At 55.3% G+C, this 17,711-nt stretch carries 15 protein-coding genes and 1 pseudogene; 6 read left to right on the forward strand and 10 right to left on the reverse strand.

From position 1 onward, the window contains the following. Positions 1 to 309: 309 nt before the first annotated feature. Both CWM54_RS03560 and CWM54_RS03565 read left to right on the forward strand, forming a co-directional pair. Complete coding sequence (locus CWM54_RS03560; RefSeq protein WP_100695997.1) at positions 310 to 1,686, forward strand: amino acid permease; 1,377 nt, start codon at positions 310 to 312, stop codon at positions 1,684 to 1,686. Between the two features lie 236 nt (positions 1,687 to 1,922). Further along, positions 1,923 to 2,672 (forward strand): hypothetical protein, encoded by a 750-nt coding sequence (locus CWM54_RS03565; RefSeq protein WP_100680073.1) that lies wholly within the window; start codon positions 1,923 to 1,925, stop codon positions 2,670 to 2,672. Positions 2,673 to 2,789: 117 nt separating this feature from the next. Here the strand turns inward: CWM54_RS03565 and CWM54_RS03570 are convergent, their stop codons facing one another. The 3 genes from CWM54_RS03570 to CWM54_RS03580 all read right to left on the reverse strand — a co-directional run bounded on the left by CWM54_RS03570 (position 2,790) and on the right by CWM54_RS03580 (position 5,045). After that, the gene (locus CWM54_RS03570; protein WP_100680074.1) at positions 2,790 to 2,984 is read right to left on the reverse strand and encodes a hypothetical protein; all 195 of its coding nucleotides are present in this window, start codon (positions 2,982 to 2,984) and stop codon (positions 2,790 to 2,792) included. Between the two features lie 236 nt (positions 2,985 to 3,220). Further along, positions 3,221 to 4,339: an oxidoreductase gene (locus tag CWM54_RS03575; protein ID WP_100680075.1), complete on the reverse strand. Its 1,119-nt coding sequence runs from the start codon at positions 4,337 to 4,339 to the stop codon at positions 3,221 to 3,223. Further along, positions 4,302 to 5,045 carry a DeoR/GlpR family DNA-binding transcription regulator gene (locus tag CWM54_RS03580; RefSeq protein ID WP_100680076.1) on the reverse strand — a complete coding sequence of 248 codons (744 nt, stop codon included), beginning with the start codon at positions 5,043 to 5,045 and terminating at the stop codon, positions 4,302 to 4,304. Before CWM54_RS03580 ends, CWM54_RS03575 begins: the two co-directional genes overlap by 38 nt. A 277-nt stretch (positions 5,046 to 5,322) precedes the next feature. On the opposite strand from CWM54_RS03580, the gene zntB reads away from it, so the two are divergent. From zntB to dbpA, 3 genes are all read left to right on the forward strand, one after another. Next, positions 5,323 to 6,306 carry a zinc transporter ZntB gene (gene zntB, locus CWM54_RS03590; protein ID WP_061154809.1) on the forward strand — a complete coding sequence of 328 codons (984 nt, stop codon included), beginning with the start codon at positions 5,323 to 5,325 and terminating at the stop codon, positions 6,304 to 6,306. 334 nt (positions 6,307 to 6,640) lie between these two features. Then, positions 6,641 to 6,817 carry a hypothetical protein gene (locus CWM54_RS29415; RefSeq protein WP_373996481.1) on the forward strand — a complete coding sequence of 59 codons (177 nt, stop codon included), beginning with the start codon at positions 6,641 to 6,643 and terminating at the stop codon, positions 6,815 to 6,817. 14 nt (positions 6,818 to 6,831) lie between these two features. Beyond that, positions 6,832 to 8,205 (forward strand): ATP-dependent RNA helicase DbpA, encoded by a 1,374-nt coding sequence (gene dbpA, locus CWM54_RS03600; RefSeq protein WP_100680078.1) that lies wholly within the window; start codon positions 6,832 to 6,834, stop codon positions 8,203 to 8,205. Between the two features lie 45 nt (positions 8,206 to 8,250). Here the strand turns inward: dbpA and ttcA are convergent, their stop codons facing one another. Both ttcA and CWM54_RS03610 read right to left on the reverse strand, forming a co-directional pair. After that, complete coding sequence (ttcA, locus tag CWM54_RS03605) at positions 8,251 to 9,186, reverse strand: tRNA 2-thiocytidine(32) synthetase TtcA (protein WP_004203988.1); 936 nt, start codon at positions 9,184 to 9,186, stop codon at positions 8,251 to 8,253. A gap of 48 nt (positions 9,187 to 9,234) precedes the next feature. Beyond that, positions 9,235 to 9,688 (reverse strand): annotated as a pseudogene (locus CWM54_RS03610) (tyrosine-type recombinase/integrase); the annotation flags it as partial. Positions 9,689 to 10,233: 545 nt separating this feature from the next. Here CWM54_RS03610 and CWM54_RS03615 point away from each other — a divergent pair. Continuing rightward, entirely contained in the window at positions 10,234 to 10,614 is a 381-nt protein-coding gene (locus CWM54_RS03615; RefSeq protein WP_100680079.1) for a hypothetical protein, read from the forward strand. Positions 10,615 to 10,905: 291 nt separating this feature from the next. Here the strand turns inward: CWM54_RS03615 and CWM54_RS03620 are convergent, their stop codons facing one another. The 5 genes from CWM54_RS03620 to nifJ form a co-directional block, all read right to left on the reverse strand. After that, positions 10,906 to 11,265, reverse strand: coding sequence for a CHAP domain-containing protein (locus tag CWM54_RS03620; protein WP_100680080.1), 360 nt, complete (start codon positions 11,263 to 11,265; stop codon positions 10,906 to 10,908). 552 nt (positions 11,266 to 11,817) lie between these two features. After that, entirely contained in the window at positions 11,818 to 12,252 is a 435-nt protein-coding gene (gene uspF / locus CWM54_RS03625) for a universal stress protein UspF (RefSeq protein ID WP_008805149.1), read from the reverse strand. Positions 12,253 to 12,334: 82 nt separating this feature from the next. Further along, positions 12,335 to 12,547, reverse strand: a complete 213-nt coding sequence (locus CWM54_RS03630; protein WP_074386033.1) for a KTSC domain-containing protein — start codon at positions 12,545 to 12,547, stop codon at positions 12,335 to 12,337. Between the two features lie 142 nt (positions 12,548 to 12,689). Further along, positions 12,690 to 13,814: a porin OmpK37 gene (gene ompK37, locus CWM54_RS03635; protein WP_100696001.1), complete on the reverse strand. Its 1,125-nt coding sequence runs from the start codon at positions 13,812 to 13,814 to the stop codon at positions 12,690 to 12,692. 358 nt (positions 13,815 to 14,172) lie between these two features. Next, positions 14,173 to 17,700: a pyruvate:ferredoxin (flavodoxin) oxidoreductase gene (nifJ, locus tag CWM54_RS03640; protein ID WP_100696003.1), complete on the reverse strand. Its 3,528-nt coding sequence runs from the start codon at positions 17,698 to 17,700 to the stop codon at positions 14,173 to 14,175. Positions 17,701 to 17,711: the final 11 nt, after the last annotated feature.

Genomic DNA, 17,711 nt, shown 5'->3' on the forward strand with positions numbered 1-17,711 from the left:
GTGATTAACAGCCTAACAGCTTTTTGCCCGCCGTGAAGTCTGACGACAGGGCGACGACGCCGGCGCACCAAAACGGGTCAGATTCATGCATAAAACGGCTGATTTTCTCATGAACTGTGCGATTTAAGGCGTTTTTTCGCGCGTTATGTATGGCCCGGCGGCGCATGACTCACGCCCCGGAGCAGACGGATAAATAATATTTTAATCAAATTCAATATATTGCTCTTGCTCTTACGCCGGGTTGCTGCGCCCTGGCCTGAAAGTTGCTATCGCCGAAGGTGACTTTTTACAGACAGGGGCAGGTCAGAGATGACAACGCAGCAAGAGCATCAATTAAAACGTGGGTTAAAAAACCGCCATATCCAGTTGATCGCCCTCGGGGGCGCGGTCGGCACCGGATTGTTTTTAGGTATCGCGCAAACGATCCGCATGGCAGGCCCCTCGGTCCTGCTGGGCTACGCCATCGCCGGAGCGATCGCCTTCTTCATCATGCGTCAGCTTGGCGAAATGGTGGTGGAAGAGCCGGTGGCCGGGTCATTCAGCCATTTTGCCAACCGCTACTGGGGACCCTTCGCCGGGTTTATGTCCGGCTGGAATTACTGGGTGTTGTACGTGCTGGTGAGCATGGCGGAGCTGACGGCGGTGGGGATCTATATTCAGTACTGGTGGCCGGAAGTACCCGCCTGGCTGTCGGCGGCGATCTTCTTCGTGGCGATCAACGCCATCAACCTGACGAATGTCAAAGTGTATGGCGAGCTGGAGTTCTGGTTCTCGATTGTCAAAGTGGCCGCCATCATCAGCATGATCGCCTTTGGCAGCTATCTGTTATTTAGCGGCCACGGCGGCCCGGCGGCGACGGTCGCCAACCTGTGGCAGGATGGGGGATTTTTCCCTAACGGTATCACTGGCTTAGTGATGGCGATGGCGGTAATCATGTTCTCCTTTGGTGGGCTTGAGCTGGTGGGGATCACCGCGGCGGAAGCCGACGAACCGCATAAAACCATTCCTAAAGCCACTAACCAGGTGATCTACCGTATTCTGCTGTTTTATGTGGGATCGCTGGCGGTCATGCTGTCACTCTACCCGTGGCGAAACGTCGTGGAAGGAGGCAGTCCCTTTGTCCTGATCTTTCATGCCATTGACAGCAATATTGTGGCCAACGCTCTCAATCTGGTGGTGCTCACCGCCGCGCTGTCGGTCTACAACAGCTGCGTTTACTGCAACAGCCGGATGCTGTTCGGCCTGGCTCAGCAGGGCAATGCTCCGCGGGCGCTGCTGCGGGTTAACCGCCGGGGGATCCCATTGACCGCGCTGGCGGTATCTGCCGTCGCTACGGCGCTTTGCGTGGTGATTAACTATGTGATGCCTGGTAAAGCGTTTGGCCTGCTGATGGCGCTGGTGGTGGCGGCCCTGGTGATTAACTGGGCGATGATCTGCATCACCCATCTTAAGTTTCGTCGCGCTATGCAGCGGGCCGGGAAAGTAACGGCCTTCCAAAGCCTCGGCTATCCCGTGACTAACTGGCTGTGCCTGCTGTTTCTCGCCGGGATCCTCGTGGTGATGTATCTCACCCCCGACATCCGCATCTCCGTCTGCCTGATCCCGGTATGGCTGCTGATCCTCGCCGCCGGTTATCTGTTGCGGAAGAAAAGCGCCCCGGCGCTGGTGGCGATGAAAGAGGGTTAATCGCCAACACCCTGCCGGGCGGCAGGGTGATATTCTCATCGTGAAAAATAACGTCAATACTTATAGTTGATTATATAAGTCCAATAAATGATAGCAGGACATGTTAATCTGGGAATAGAGTAAGTGGACATGCTTTTTATTGATCTTGCGTGGCGCTTTGGTAATATCCAGGCGGCATTCAGGTTTATTTTATAATGCCACCGAATGGAATAGCAAAATACATAATGGAGTATGGAATGAAGCATGTTCATAAGCTGGTCTGGATAGGCCTGTTCGTCAATATTATTATCTGTTTTGTCGCGCGAAATTTATTACTCGATGAAGGACAGCTGAACTTTCATCGTCGGGCGGACAGCATGTGGTCCTGGCTGGTGCTCGCCCTGTTTATCGCCGTGGTGGTTCAGGCTGTCAGTATTATACTGTCAGGCCGCTATCCTTATCTGGCCATCGTGCTGGCGTTTATTGGCGGTATCGTCATGGTACCTGCCAGCATGATCTTTCTGGTTGGCTGTATGTTCAGCTTTCAAACGCGGATTAACGCCGGTTTTACCCCGTGGCGGTCAACAACCGGGGCGATGGGCAGCGACGATAATCACCGGCTATTAACCTTTAATGCGTCCGGTTTTTATCCTCAGGGAGGACTGGCGCTCATTGCCGGCATTATTATCTTAATGATTGGCATGGGGATTGGTGGCGTGTTTATTGCCGCCGGTATTCTGGCGCTGTGCAACGGCTATCGTCTGCAGAATCGGGTGGTGATTGGCGTGAGCGGCGAGTCGATGATATTTACGCCGGGACTCTATGCCGATACTTACGTTATTCCCTTGCGTGACGTTGTGCTGGCTGAGCGCGGGAATAATGATGCGAAAGTTCGGCTACTGATCCGTTCCAGCGGCAGAAGCTTCACGTTGCGTAAAAAACTGCTCGCCGGCGATGACGTCAATGACGCCTTTGCCGCCATTCTGGCCAAACTGTCCACGGTTTAACACAGACGGGGGAAGGGATGCCGCCAGGGGGAGAAACACCCGGCGGCGAAAGCGTGGGTTAGCATGCATGGTCATCGCGCCAGCTTGCACCCACGCTCTACAGCGCCAGGTTGCATGTTAATCCACGTTGGTAAAATAATCGCGCGCGGCGGTCTCGACGCGTTTCGCATCCAGCCCGGTCTTCTCAGTGATCTGTTCAATAAAGGGTTTAAATTTGTCGTCCATCACGTTACCCCCTTCCCAGTGGGCCACGTAAAATTTGCACTGATAGCGATAAAAATGGAGAGTGGTATCTCCTAACGTGTAATACATGAGCTTCTCCTGTCCATTAATGCGGTCGCCACGTCCACAGCGTCAGCAACCTTTTTCTCATCACGATCGATCTGTTCTCTATCCTCCTCCCAATTGGCTGAAATTTCCAGCGGTGCTTTGCGCTATAAAGCAGGATAAAGAAAGGTTAAATTTCGTATGGGTAGTGATTTTTTCTGACGTTGGGCGGGAGATCCGGTTACCTGCGGGATGCGCAGATAACCGGAGAACAGGCAGGATTAGCGCAGCGCGTTGCGCTCGTCGTCGGTCAGGTCCAGGGTCTGCACCATGCCGCTTTCTGCGGCGCGCACCGCCGCTTCCAGAACGGCCATTACCGCCAGCGCTTCAACCGGCGGCACCGGATTGGCGATCTGACCCTTCAGCGCGTCGCGGATCTGCATATAGTACTGGCGCTGATCGCCCTGCGGGGTGGCCTGAGAGTGGGCCTGCAGCGAGGCGTCATAGATCACCAGCTTGTCATCATCCTGACCCCAGCCGGCGCTTCCGGGCTCCACGCCCGCCAGCAGCTGGCTCTCCTGCTGGTCGGCCCGCGCTTTGATAACGCTGCCTTTATCGCCGTGCACGGTGAAACGCGACGAGCCGCCCGCGACCAGCATGCTGCAGTGCAGGATCGCTTTATGCGCCGGGTAGTTTAAGACCACATGCGCCCAGTCGTTGATCTCCGCGCCGTCGCGGAGGGTGGCGATATTGCCTTGTACCGACTGCGGCAAACCAAACAGCTGCAGCGCCTGATCGATCAGGTGCGGCCCCAGATCGAACCATAAACCACTGCCCGGGACGTTCTGCTCACGCCAGCGGACGCGAACTTCAGGACGGAAGCGGTCAAAATGCGACTCGAAGTGTTTCACGGTGCCGATGGCGCCCTGCTCAATGACCTGACGGATCCCGAGGTAATCGCTGTCCCAGCGGCGGTTATGGAAGACGGAGAGCAGGCGCTGCTTCTCCTCAGCCAGGGCGATCAGCTCCCGGGCCTCCTGCATATCAAGGGTAAAGGGTTTATCCACCACCACATGCTTGCCGGCGTTGAGCGCCAGACGGGCCAGCGGCGCGTGGGTGGCGTTGGGGGAAGCGATGACCACCAGATCGACATCCGGATGCTGGACCGCTACCTCCGGGGAGGCGATGACCGTGACGTCCGGCAGGTCGCGTTTGACTTTCTCTTCATCGCGCGAGGCGACGAACGCCAGATTCAGACCCGGCACCGAACGGATAAGCGGCGCGTGGAAGGTCTTACCGACGAAGCCATAGCCAATCAGGGCGATATTTATTGTGTTGTTACTCATCAGGTTCTCCACGCGGTTAAGCGTCAGCAATGTGTACAGAGAGGGCGGGGTCATCCCCCAGCTCAGCCCAGGGACGATCAAGAAAAAGATGGTGAATGTCGCTGAGCCCAGCCACCAGCCACGGCTCGCAATGGTTGACTTTGGTATGGTCTGCCACCAGCCAGTGCTCTGCGCTGGCGGCCAGCATGGCGCGCTTCACGTCAGCATCGGCCTCCTGGCTGGCGCTCAGCCCCAGCCCGGCATGGAGCGCGCAGGCGCCGAGAATGGCGATGTCGGCGCGGTAGCGGGCGACAAGCGACAGCGTGGCGCTGCCGGCGAACAGCCGCTGTTCACTGTCCCACTGGCCGCCAAGCAGGATCAGCTGGATATCCGTACGGTCGCTAAACAGCTGGGCGATATCCAGCGAAGGCGTGATCACGGTCATCGGCCCTTTAAGCTTGGCGGCGACCGCCAGCACCGTGCTTCCGGCGTCGAGAAACAGCGTCGAGCCGAGGGGGATGCGCGCGGCGACCCGCTGGCCCAGGCGCTGCTTGGTCTGGGGGAGCAGGGCGTTTCGACCCTGGCGCGTCATCGCCGGGACGTTAAGAGCGATGGCGCCGCCGTGACTTTTCTGCAGGACGCCCTGTTTTTCCAGCTCGCTCAGATCCCGGCGAATGGTATCGGCCGAGACCTGTAGCCCTTCGACCAGTTCGCTGATGCTTAGCTGGCCGTTTTCACTCAGCTTGTCGAGGATGTGTTTTTGTCTGGCGAGCTTATGCATGGCAAGCGCCTCCGCAAATTAACGCAATAAAAAGCATAATACAGCAATTAATGGCAAAATAAACCGCAAAAAGACGCAGTGAAATCGGCAAAACGGGAAGAACTTGATTTCACTACGCTTTAACGTTAAATGAGGAGAGCGGCGCGACCCGGGGCAAAAGCGCTTTTCAATGAAGTCATTAGCCAGTCTTCCGGGCAATAAAAAGCGAAAAAGCGCGCTTTCGCGTACCTTATAGAGAGTACGCGCAATGTGACAGGTATGGATTAACGGAGGTTGAGTGGACGCGATTAAAGGCTCGGAGTTGCAGATACCGGACGCGATCTTCGCGTGGGTGCTCGACGGGCAGGGCGGCGTGAAGCCGCTTACCGATAACGATATTATCGACAAGGACAAGCCCTGCTGGCTGCATCTGAACTATACCCATAGCGACAGCGCTGACTGGCTGGCGGCCACCCCGTTGCTGCCCAATAACGTGCGTGACGCCCTGGCGGGGGAGAGCACCCGGCCGCGAGTGACGCGGATCGGCGACGGGGCGCTGATCACCCTGCGCTGCATTAACGGCAGTACCGATGAGCGTCCCGACCAGCTGGTGGCGATGCGTCTGTATATGGACGAGCGGCTGATCGTTTCCACCCGTCAGCGCAAGGTGCTGGCGCTGGATGATGTGCTTGGCGACCTGCGCGAAGGCAATGGCCCGACGGACGGCGGCAGCTGGCTGGTGGAGGTCTGCGATGCGCTGACCGATCATGCCAGCGAGTTTATCGAACAGCTGCACGACCGCATTATCGACCTGGAAGATGACCTGCTTGACCAGCAGGTGCCGCCGCGCGGTTTTCTCGCGCTGCTGCGTAAGCAACTGATCGTGATGCGCCGCTATATGGCGCCGCAGCGCGATGTTTATGCCCGGCTGGCCAGCGAGCGTCTGCCGTGGATGAGTGACGATCAGCGGCGGCGAATGCAGGATATCGCTGAGCGGCTGGGACGCGGGCTGGATGAGATCGACAGCTGTATTGCCCGGACGGCGATCATGAGCGATGAGATCGCCCAGATTATGCAGGAGTCGCTAGCGCGGCGGACTTATACAATGTCGTTGATGGCGATGGTGTTTCTGCCCAGCACCTTTTTAACCGGCCTGTTCGGCGTCAACCTTGGCGGGATCCCCGGCAACGGCTGGCATCTGGGATTTAGCCTCTTCTGCCTGATGTTAGTTGTTGTCATCGGTGGTGTTGCGTGGTGGTTACATCGCAGTAAATGGTTGTAAAGAATCGCCTTTTAGCGGCCGCATTGCCGGGAAAACCCGGCAATGTTTGAGCGAAATCAATAAACCACCTACCCATTCAGGGCAATATCTCTCTCGCAGGTGAATGCAACGTCAAGCGATGGGCGTTGCGCTCCATATTGTCTTACTTCCTTTTTTGAATTACTGCATAGCACAATTGATTCGTACGACGCCGACTTTGTTGAGTCGGCTTTTTTTTTGCGCTCTCCGGACCAGCTTCTACGCTTACTAAGACACCCGACGGTCTTCAGGCCGTTAAGCCTGCGGGTACGCCCGTATTACTCTCCGGGAGGCCTCTATGCATTACGCTTCAGGGCTGACAGCCCAGTCTATCCCCATCTCACCCGAGCCGAACGATCCGGTTCCTTTACCCGACCCACGACCGCGTCCGCAGCCACAGCCCGATCCGCCGCCTGACGAAGAGCCGATTAAATTGTCGCATCAGGCGCGGAGATCTGCGAGGATACGCGCCTGCAGATTGTCCGTCCTTTAATACGAGAATACATTGTGACCGCTTTTTCTACCCTGACTGTTTTACCTGCCGCCCAATTAGCCAACCTTAATGAGCTGGGTTATCTGTCGATGACGCCGGTTCAGGCCGCCGCCCTGCCGGCGATCCTTGCGGGAAAAGATGTGCGCGTGCAGGCAAAAACCGGCAGCGGAAAAACGGCCGCATTTGGGCTGGGTCTGCTGCAGCATATCGATCCGGCGCGCTTTGAAACCCAGTCGCTGGTCCTGTGTCCGACCCGCGAGCTGGCCGATCAGGTTGCCGGCGAGCTGCGTCGCCTGGCGCGCTGCCTGCCGAACATCAAGATTTTGATGCTCTGCGGCGGCCAGCCCTTTGGCGCCCAGCGAGATTCTCTGCAACACGCGCCGCATATTATCGTCGCCACCCCGGGCCGTCTGCTCGATCATCTGCAGAAGGGGACGGTCTCCCTTGACGCGCTGCAGACGCTGGTGATGGATGAAGCGGACCGCATGCTCGATATGGGTTTCAGCGACGCCATCGACGAGGTGATCCGCTTCGCGCCGGCTGACCGGCAGACCCTGCTGTTTTCTGCTACCTGGCCTGCGCCGATCGCGGCGATTAGTGGCCGGGTGCAGCGTTATCCGCAGACGATAGAGATCGACTCTGTCGATGCGCTCCCCGCCATTGAACAGCAGTTCTTTGAAGTTTCCCGCCACGGTAAGATTGCCCTGCTGCAGCGCCTGCTCAGCCAGCATCAGCCCGCATCCTGTGTGGTGTTCTGCAACACCAAACGCGATTGCCAGGCGGTCTGCGATGCGCTCAACGCCGCCGGGCAGAGCGCCTTGTCGCTGCATGGTGATCTTGAGCAGCGCGATCGCGATCAGACGCTGGTGCGCTTCGCCAATGGCAGCGTCCGGGTTCTGGTGGCGACCGACGTCGCCGCCCGCGGCCTGGACATCAAATCCCTCGCGCTGGTGGTGAACTTCGAGCTGGCGTGGGATCCGGAGGTGCATGTTCACCGCATCGGCCGTACCGCCCGCGCTGGCGAACAAGGGCTGGCCATCAGCTTCTGCGCGCCGGAAGAGGCGCAGCGCGCCACTATCCTCGCCGACATGCTGCAGCTTTCCCTCAACTGGCTGCCGGCGCCGACGGGCAACACCATCGCGCCGCTGACGGCGGAGATGGCCACGCTGTGTATCGACGGCGGGAAAAAGGCGAAAATGCGCCCGGGAGATGTGCTGGGGGCGTTGACAGGGGATATGGGCTTTGATGGCGCCGATATCGGCAAAATTACCGTCCATCCGGCTCATGTCTATGTGGCGATCCGCCAGAATATGGCGCAGAAGGTGTATAAGCAGTTACAAAACGGCAAGATTAAAGGCAAAGCCTGCCGCGTTCGACTGCTGAAGTAAGGGCAGGTTAGTGCGTCTCAGGCGGCTGCCTGAGACGCGTGAGGGTTACTTCACTTCCACCACGTTCAGACGCAGTTCATCGAGACGGGCGTCTTCTTCTTCCGGCTGCCAGCCGGCAGGCTGCAGGGGAATCTCTTCCCGGTCAAACGCCAGATCGCCACCGTCCACCACCTCGGAGCCGTGGGTGATACCTTTAAAATCAAACAGATTGACATCGCTCAGGTGTGAAGGCACCACGTTCTGCATCGCGCTGAACATGGTTTCAATGCGCCCAGGATAACGCTTATCCCAGTCGCGGAGCATATCGGCGATCACCTGACGCTGCAGATTTGGCTGCGAACCGCACAGGTTGCACGGAATAATCGGGAAACCTTTGGCCTGGGAGAAGCGCTCGATGTCCTTTTCGCGGCAGTAAGCCAGCGGGCGGATGACGATGTGTTTGCCGTCGTCGCTCATCAGCTTCGGCGGCATCCCTTTCATTTTGCCGCCGTAGAACATATTCAGGAACAGCGTCTGCAGGATGTCGTCGCGATGATGGCCGAGGGCGATCTTGGTCGCCCCGAGCTCGGTAGCGGTACGGTAGAGGATGCCGCGACGCAGGCGAGAGCACAGCGAGCAGGTGGTTTTCCCTTCCGGGATCTTCTCTTTGACGATGCCGTAGGTATTCTCTTCAACAATCTTGTATTCCACGCCCAGTTGCTCAAGATACGCCGGCAGAATATGCTCCGGGAACCCTGGCTGTTTCTGGTCGAGGTTCACCGCCACCAGCGAGAAGGAGATGGGCGCGCTTTTCTGCAGATTACGCAGGATCTCCAGCATGGTATAGCTGTCCTTGCCGCCAGAAAGACAAACCATAATGCGGTCGCCCTCTTCAATCATATTGAAGTCGGCAATCGCCTCACCGACGTTGCGGCGCAGACGTTTCTGCAGCTTATCGATGTTGTATTTCTCTTTCTTTGTAAGTTCTTGATTTTCTTGCATTATTAACATTCTCAAAATCTAAAAGGGGCATATAGGGGGCAAAATGTGTTAAAGCCCAAGCCGGGAATTCAACATAGAAACCTGGTCGCCGTTCATCTCTTCTATCCATGTACTATAAACGTCGTACACCATTTGCGCGTTTTCATGCCCCATCTGATTGGCTATAAAAGACGGGTTTGCGCCAGCCGTCAGGAGCCAGCAGGCAAAAGTATGCCGCGTATGGTACGGATTCCTGCGGCGAATGCCAGCGCGTTTTACTGCAGCTTCCCATCTGCTGCCTATACTGCTGTGCGAGTAGCAGGGTTTTTGCTCGCCTTTCCGTCTCCGCGGCATGAAAACAAATCGCAAATTCTGTTCCTCGCTTGAGCCGTATTCCCAGTGGTGAAACGTGATAGTGGATACCGGATGTCCAGCTGTCAGTTCATGCTGTGTGCTTTCAGCGCGTCCAGGGCAGGGCCGAGCGGTTTCCTACCGTTGTTTTTGGTGGGCCGAACATGCCGTTTGCTGTCATGGTAATAAAGAAATTAATGGTCGAAGCAGGTTTAACAGAAAACATCGAATTTGTATTTAGCGTGAAGGCTTAGCGGTTACGTGGGGGATCGAAAAATGAGCGAGTAAGGGAGTATCTGCAGAACGATAGTTTTTTGCGGTGAGTGGCTTGACGGTACGCGCTTAGAGGAGTGCAAACTCAGGGAAGCAAGTTCATTTGTGGTCATATGAACACTCTATATTTTTGCATATAACCAATTGCTTTTTAATATCTTTTTACGAGCAGGCTAATGGTGTTCAACAATTAAAATAGTCAAGGCCAGCTACAAAAATGTGCTACGTCAATCGAGACAGAAGCTTGGGACATCAAGAGTAGCAAACTGGTCAGAACTTGAGATAATGAAAACAAGAGAACAACTACTATAATAAAAATCGAACAAACCAAGTTTGATGAAGTTGATGTAAAAGCGCCTGAAATATAAGTCAGGATTGGCATGTTTTTATCGTTATATTTATTCTTATAAATCATCTTTTTTGAACTAATCATGCGAGGGCGTTATGGACAAGAAAACGTTAAATGATCAAGCACTTGAATTTCGTTCTCAGTTTAATAAAGGTCAAAAGAATTGGAGTTTTGCACATCATTTCAGTATCTTCGGTTCAATTCTATGTAGTGTAGCTGCGGGAGCAATTTTACAAATCAAAGACCCAGATTATTCAGGAGTCGCAGTAGTATTAACGACTATTGCAGCAGCACTTACAGCAATCGCAACTGCAGGAGGCTTTGAGCGTAAATGGAGGAGTAATCGTTTAAGCCGAAGTGAGATAGATCTCCTACTTATTGATATAGAGGCTCAAGGAGCTAACTTTGACGCACTAGCTGTAAAACTTAAAAACATTATTTTTAGGCATGATATGGAGATCGTTAAAAAGCCCTAAGTTGCAAGGGGCGAGCACTTCTTTGGCCAAAAAGCTAGACTTGATTGCGCTGCAATCGTCGTGGTCGTAGGCGTATGTAGCAGTGTCTGGTCGCCGGCAGAAACAATTGCAGATGTGAGGTCCTACTGACAATTAACTTTGTTATCCATAAAGGCAGTGATTAACATTATCATAGCCGCTAATAATTTTTTTACTTCATCCGCGTGGAATATTAGGGCTCGCAATTGTGAGCCCTCTAGATCTTACCAACTGATTTGTTGAGCTGAATTTATTGGTAATTCAATCTCTTAATCAAGTGTGGCGAAGAATGATAAATGGAGGAGCTGCATTTCTGTATGCCTGCCCCGGATACATTGTTTTTTGAATGAAGTCACTAATCCAATTTTCACCATCATATATACAGACATGGCCATAAGGATGGTTTGGTATAGGCTGTATTATCGCAATATCTCCAGTATCCATACTAACAATCGCATACTTAAATCCAGCTGCAAATAGAGTGTTTCCCATGTCCTTGGCATATGGAGTTCTTGGGATGTTGAGACCACCATAGAGAATTGCGTTGGTTACATATCTCGCACATAACCCAATACTATGATCTTCAGCATTGTCTCTGGCATATTGTGCTGCTAAGTACTTATTCCAAGACATTTTTTATCCTCATTTATCTCTAAATAAAAATCATCGAGAGGAAAATACAGAATTCCCAATTAATTATTGTAGCTATTTGGCTGTGCATTATTTTTTTTATCAGTAGCAATTCCACTCATACAGTTCAACCAAGTCTAAGCATCTGATTTAAAAACGGTGCTTTCAGAGAAAAGGCCTCCCCTCTATGAGTACGAAATACTAATTTGACTACTCTGCGGTTGTTCTCCTGCGGCATCGGCTCCATAAAGCCGAACAGACAACGGAATCGCGGTGACATATCCCTATACAGGGCTCACCGGTGACGTTTCGTAACTCATTCTCTACGCGCTTGTACTGAGCCCGAATACTACTTCCTTTCACGCCATCCGTAACTATGGAAAGAAGGAAACAGGTACCAGAAAACCGGCGTGATGCCCGAAGAGTTCTATAGCTAGGGTCAGTACGGATTCAGGGCCGGAATGTCAGCATCTTTCCGGCACTTTCCGCTGCGGGCAGGCAGGCGGAGGCGGTGTAAGCGGAAATAAAAAGCCCGCCGGGCGGCGGGCTGTGGCGTTAACGCACCACCAGGACTGAGCACTCGGCGTGGCGGACCACCGCGGCGGCGTTGGAGCCCAGCAGATAGGTGGTGATATCTGGCCGGTGCGAAGCGATGATCACCAGGTCGGCGGGTAGCGACTTGGCCAGCGCGAGGATCTTATCTTTTGGCGACCCTTCGGCGACGTGAAAATGCATCCGATCTTCCGGGATGGAAAATTGTTTGGCGATCTCTTTAAGCTGCGTTTCCGTTCCTTCGCGCAGCTCATCCATACCGGGCAGCTCGGCGGTGTAGGCCATTCCCAGTGAGGCATAATAGGGCAGGGAAGGGATCACGGAGAGGAAATGGACCTCGGCGTCGTCAATCCGTGCTTCCGATTCAACGTGACTGATAATGCGTTCAGTAAATTCTTTATCAGAGATATCGATGGGGACAAGAATCATTCTGCTCATAAAAACCTCCTGTTTAAGTATCCCCTCATATTGTACGGCATTAGAGCACGTTTTGTATCATGACCGAGGTCACACTTTGACATTAACGTGGCTTGCGTTCGGGAAATTTCCCTTTGATCACGCCGTCATAAAATCGACCTTTTGACACCACCTGTAAAAAGTCACGGAAAATACGCGGTGGCACGCCGGTATATTGCAACGGTGGCTGGTGATAAAAATGGATTTCCAGTGTGGCGGAGGCGTCATCGTAGGCGACAGAGATAATTCGGGATGATTTTACCGGGTGATGATGCATGGTGGACGTCCTCGGGCAAGCACTGACTGAGCACGACTATATCACTAAATGGACGGCTATTTTAACCGGCGGGATATATTGTTTTGTTTTATCTACTGTACGGCAGGAGGAAGAAGCCCGCCGGAACCGGCGGGCTGGCGCATCAGAACTGGTAAACCAGGCCCAGAGCGACGATGTTGTCGGTAGAGATACCGTTGTCTTTGTAGAAGTTGTCGTTGTCATCCAGCAGGTTGATTTTGTAATCAACGTAGGTAGACATATTACGGTTGAAGTAATAGGTGGCGCCAACGTCCATATATTTGACCAGATCTTTATCGGCGTAGCGGCCGTTATTATAGAGATCTTTGCCTTTGGACTGCAGGTAGGAGATAGCCGGACGCAGGCCGAAGTCGAACTGGTACTGCGCGGTGACTTCGAAGTTTTGCGTTTTATTGGCCACGCCGTCATTGCCGTACGGGGTCATGTTGCGGGTTTCTGAGTACATGGTCGCCAGGTAGATATCGTTGGCGTCGTACTTCAGGCCGGCGGTCCAGGCTTCGGCTTTATCGCCGCGGGCGTTGGTCTGGGTCATCTGATCGTTGGTACGGTCAGAAGAGGTGTAGGCCGCTGCCGCGCTAATGCCCATGCCGAAGTCATAAGAGGTGGAGAGACCGAAGCCATCGCCATTGTCGAAGCGAACATCGCTGTCGCTGCTGCGGTTGTTGGTGCCGACGTTGATATCCTGCGCGTTCTGACCTTCGTTTTTACCCTGATACTGCAGGGCGAAGTTCAGACCCTCCACCAGGCCGAAGAAATCGCTGTTGCGGTAGGTCGCGACGCCGTTGGCGCGGCCTGCCATAAAGTTATCCGCATAGGTGTAGGAGTCGCCGCCGAACTCCGGCAGCATATCGGTCCAGCCTTCAACATCGTACAGCACGCCGTAGTTACGACCGTAGTCGAAGGAGCCGTAATCGCCGACTTTGATACCCGCGAATGCCAGACGGGTCCACGCCTGATCGCTGGAGCTTTCGGTGTTGTTGGCCTGAACGTTATATTCCCACTGACCATAGCCGGTAAGCATATCGTTGATCTGAGTTTCGCCTTTAAAGCCAAAACGCAAATAAGTTTGGTCGCCGTCTTTTTTCGAGTCGCTGGAGAAATAGTGCAGACCGTCTACCTTGCCATAGAGATCTAATTTATTTCCGTCTTTATTATAAATTTCTGCCGCATGGGCGGCACCGGTGGCTAATAAAGCCGGAATAACGAGGGCCAGTACTTTTCTTTTCATGAAGAAATTCCTTTAACTGTTTTTATGTTTTAGCTTCCGGGAAGGAAGTGAACTCATGCTAAAGGAGCGGTCTGAGATATGGTAAGACTCAATTGTTACGATATAAGTAAAATCTAAAATAAATAATACCGAAGAAATGGTGATAATTATGCTGAATATATCCACGGAAAATATACAAAATAAAAATTATACATGCCCGGGATAATCACGTATTATTCGCGCGTTATATGCCTTTATTGTCATGCCAATTATTTATTGTTGCCGTCTCATTCTGCGGAATGATTTTGTTTATCGGTAAAACGACAAGCCCGAACAACATGTTCGGGCTTTTTTTATGGCTGCTGGATGGAAAATAACCTTAGCCTTCGCTCGGTGATTTCTCCGCTTTGCCAGCCAGCTGGGCGAGGAAGTCATACCGCTTCTGCAGATCGGCGGCGGCGTCTTTCCACAACTGCTCCGCCACCTCCGGCTGCTGGGCGTTCAGGCGGCGGAAGCGTTGCTCGTTGAGCAGCGTCTCGGCCAGCGCGTCGGACGGCGGGCGAGAGTCCAGCGCCAGCGGCAGTTTGCCTTCGTCGGCGCGACGCGGGTCGAAGCGGTAGAGCGGCCAGAAGCCGGTGGCGGTCAGCTGACGCATCTGATCGTGGCTGAGCGCCAGATCGTAGCCGTGCTCTTCGCAAGGACTGTAGGCAATGATCAGCGACGGTCCCGGATAGGCTTCCGCTTCCTGAATCGCTTTCACCGTCTGGTTCAGCTGCGCGCCGAGCGAAATCTGCGCCACATAGACATGACCGTACATCATCATGCTGACGCCAAGATCTTTGCGCGCCTTGCGTTTACCGTGTTCGCCAAACTTGGTGACTGCCCCCAGCGGGGTGGCTTTTGACGCCTGGCCGCCGGTGTTGGAGTAACACTGGGTATCGAGCACCAGAATGTTGACGTTTTCCGTCAGGCTCAGCACATGATCCAGACCGCCGAAGCCAATATCGTAGGCCCAGCCGTCGCCGCCGATCAGCCAGACGGATTTCTCCACCAGCGCGTCAGCATCGGTCAGCAGCTCTTCAGCGCCGTCCACGCCGGACAGCGCCTGGCGCAGGGCCGCCACCTGTTCGCGGCGGACTTCCGGCGTCGCCTCGGCATGTAACGCCGCGTTCAACTCTGCCGGCAGTTTGTCGGCAAATTCGCTCAGCAGGCGCATCACGCGCTGACGGTGCTGGTCGACGGTTAAGCGGAAGCCGAGCCCGAATTCAGCGTTATCTTCAAACAGCGAGTTGGCCCACGCCGGTCCGCGGCCATTGGCGTCGGTCGTGTACGGCGTCGAGGGCAGGTTGCCGCCGTAAATGGAGGAGCAGCCGGTGGCGTTGGCGATCAACATCCGATCGCCGTACAGCTGGGTCAGCAGTTTGATATACGGCGTTTCGCCACAGCCGGAGCAGGCGCCGGAGTATTCAAACAGCGGGCTGATCAGCTGCGAGGTGCGAATATCAATCCGCTCAAGTTTGGTGCGGTCGATTTCCGGCAGGTTGAGGAAGTAATCGTAATTGACCTTCTCCTCTTCCACATGCTCCAGGCGCGACATCATATTGATGGCCTTGATCTCCGGGTTCTGGCGATCTTTCGCCGGGCACACTTCAACGCACAGGTTGCAGCCGGTGCAGTCTTCCGGGGCGACCTGCAGAACGTATTTCTGCCCGCGCATATCGCGGGATTTGACGTCCAGCGAGTGCAGACTGGCTGGCGCGTTCTCCATCTCTTCCGGCGCGACCACTTTGGCGCGGATCGCCGAGTGCGGGCAGGCGGCGACGCAGTGGTTGCACTGGGTACACAGCGCTTCCTTCCAGATGGGGATCTCTTCGGCGATGTTGCGTTTCTCCCAGCGCGTGGTGCCCATGGGCCAGGTGCCGTCCGGCGGCAGGGCGGAGACCGGCAGCGCATCGCCGAGGCCGGCCAGCATCGCGGCGGTGACCGTTTTGACGAAATCCGGTGCGGCGTCGGAGACCACCGGCGGGCGGTTCGGACTGCTGGCGTTCACCGGCTGGAGCGGCACTTCCGCCAGCGATTCGCGGGCCAGGGCCAGCGCCTGCCAGTTGCGTTCCACCAGCTCCTGGCCTTTGCTGCTGTAGCTTTTGGCGATGGCTGCCTGCAGTTCCGTCAGCGCGCTGTCGCCCGGCAGGATACGGGTGAGATGGAAGAACGCCATCTGCATCACGGTATTAATGCGCGCGCCGAGGCTGCACTCGCGGGCGATTTTCGCCGCGTTGACCACGTAAAATCGCGCTTTTTTCTGATTCAGGGTGGCCTGAACTTCCTGCGGCAGGCGAGACCAGACCTCATCGGCGCTATACGGCGTGTTGAGCAGGAAAATACCGCCGGGCTTCAGCCGTTCGGCCATCTGGTATTTATCGATAAACTGCAACTGGTGGCAGCCGACGAAATCAGCCTGCGAAATCAGATACGATGAACGAATCGGTTTTTCGCTGACGCGCAGATGCGAGACGGTGAGGCCGCCCGCTTTCTTCGAGTCATAGACAAAATAGCCCTGCGAGAACCACGGGGTCGAGTTGCCGATGATTTTGATGTTGTTTTTGGTGGCCGACACGCTGCCATCGCTGCCGAGACCGTAGAACAGGGCCTCGAGCTTGGCCTCAGCCGGCAGGGTATTTTCTCCCAGCGGCAGCGACAGATTGGTCACGTCATCATAGATACCGACGGTAAAGCGCGGCTTCGGCTGAGCGGACTGCAGTTCACTGAATACTGCCAGCACGCATTCCGGGCCGAACTCCTTGGAGGAGAGGCCATAGCGGCCGCCGATGGTGCGCGGCAGCGTTTCGCGCTCGCCGCGGTTAAAGGCTTCCGCCAGGGCGGTCATCACATCGAGATACAGCGGCTCGGCAAGCGCGCCAGGCTCTTTGGTGCGATCGAGCACCGCTACCGCCCGGGCGCTTTCCGGCAGCGCTGCCAGCAGGTGGGCGGCGGAGAACGGGCGATAGAGGCGCACTTTCAGCACGCCGACTTTCTCGCCGCGGCTCAGCAGTTCATCAACTACCTCTTCGCAGGTACCGATGGCCGAACCCATAATGACGATCACGCGCTCTGCCTGCGGGTGGCCGTAAAACTCAAACGGTTTGTACTGACGGCCGGTGGCGGCGGCGAAGTCGTTCATCGCCGTCTCGACATGGTCATAGACCGCGTCGTACCACGGATTGGTGGCCTCTCGCGACTGAAAGTACGTGTCGGGGTTGGCCGAGGTTCCGCGGATCACCGGGTGTTCCGGATTGAGCGCGCGCTGGCGATGCTCGGCGATTTTATCCTGCGGTAGCAGGGCGCGAATGGTGTCATCCGCCAGCGGGGCGATTTTGTTGATTTCGTGCGAGGTGCGGAAGCCATCAAAGAAATGAATAAACGGCACCCGGCTTTGCAGGGTGGCGATATGCGAGATCAGCGCAAAATCCTGCGCCTCCTGGACGCTGCTGGCGCACAGCATGGCGCACCCGGTCTGACGCACGGCCATGACGTCGGAATGATCGCCGAAGATCGATAGCGCGTGGGTGGCGACGGTGCGGGCGGCGACGTGCAGCACAAACGGCATCAGCTGGCCGGCCAGTTTGTACAGCGTGGGGATCATCAGCAGCAGGCCCTGCGATGAGGTAAAGGAGGTGGAGAGGGCGCCGGTCTGCAGCGCGCCATGTACGGCGCCAATGGCGCCTGCCTCCGACTGCATTTCGACCACGCGGGGAACATCGCCCCAGACGTTTTTCAGCCCATTGCCGGCCCAGGCGTCGGCCTGTTCCGCCATCGTTGAACTGGGCGTGATCGGGTAGATGGCGATAACTTCACTGGTGCGAAACGCGACGGAAGCGACCGCGCCATTACCATCAATCGTAATCATATGAAGACACC

Source organism: Klebsiella sp. D-Nf1, assembly GCF_002810515.1.
GTDB lineage: Bacteria > Pseudomonadota > Gammaproteobacteria > Enterobacterales > Enterobacteriaceae > Klebsiella > Klebsiella variicola.

Bases quoted from the DNA above. Each gene is read 5' to 3' on its own strand.
- CWM54_RS03560 (WP_100695997.1), top strand. From the start codon at position 310: ATGACAACGCAGCAAGAGCATCAATTAAAACGTGGGTTAAAAAACCGC.
- CWM54_RS03565 (WP_100680073.1), top strand. From the start codon at position 1,923: ATGAAGCATGTTCATAAGCTGGTCTGGATAGGCCTGTTCGTCAATATT.
- CWM54_RS03570 (WP_100680074.1), bottom strand. From the start codon at position 2,984: ATGTATTACACGTTAGGAGATACCACTCTCCATTTTTATCGCTATCAG.
- CWM54_RS03575 (WP_100680075.1), bottom strand. From the start codon at position 4,339: ATGACCCCGCCCTCTCTGTACACATTGCTGACGCTTAACCGCGTGGAG.
- CWM54_RS03580 (WP_100680076.1), bottom strand. From the start codon at position 5,045: ATGCATAAGCTCGCCAGACAAAAACACATCCTCGACAAGCTGAGTGAA.
- ttcA (WP_004203988.1), bottom strand. From the start codon at position 9,186: ATGCAAGAAAATCAAGAACTTACAAAGAAAGAGAAATACAACATCGAT.
- CWM54_RS03615 (WP_100680079.1), top strand. From the start codon at position 10,234: ATGGACAAGAAAACGTTAAATGATCAAGCACTTGAATTTCGTTCTCAG.
- CWM54_RS03620 (WP_100680080.1), bottom strand. From the start codon at position 11,265: ATGTCTTGGAATAAGTACTTAGCAGCACAATATGCCAGAGACAATGCT.
- uspF (WP_008805149.1), bottom strand. From the start codon at position 12,252: ATGAGCAGAATGATTCTTGTCCCCATCGATATCTCTGATAAAGAATTT.
- CWM54_RS03630 (WP_074386033.1), bottom strand. From the start codon at position 12,547: ATGCATCATCACCCGGTAAAATCATCCCGAATTATCTCTGTCGCCTAC.
- ompK37 (WP_100696001.1), bottom strand. From the start codon at position 13,814: ATGAAAAGAAAAGTACTGGCCCTCGTTATTCCGGCTTTATTAGCCACC.
- nifJ (WP_100696003.1), bottom strand. From the start codon at position 17,700: ATGATTACGATTGATGGTAATGGCGCGGTCGCTTCCGTCGCGTTTCGC.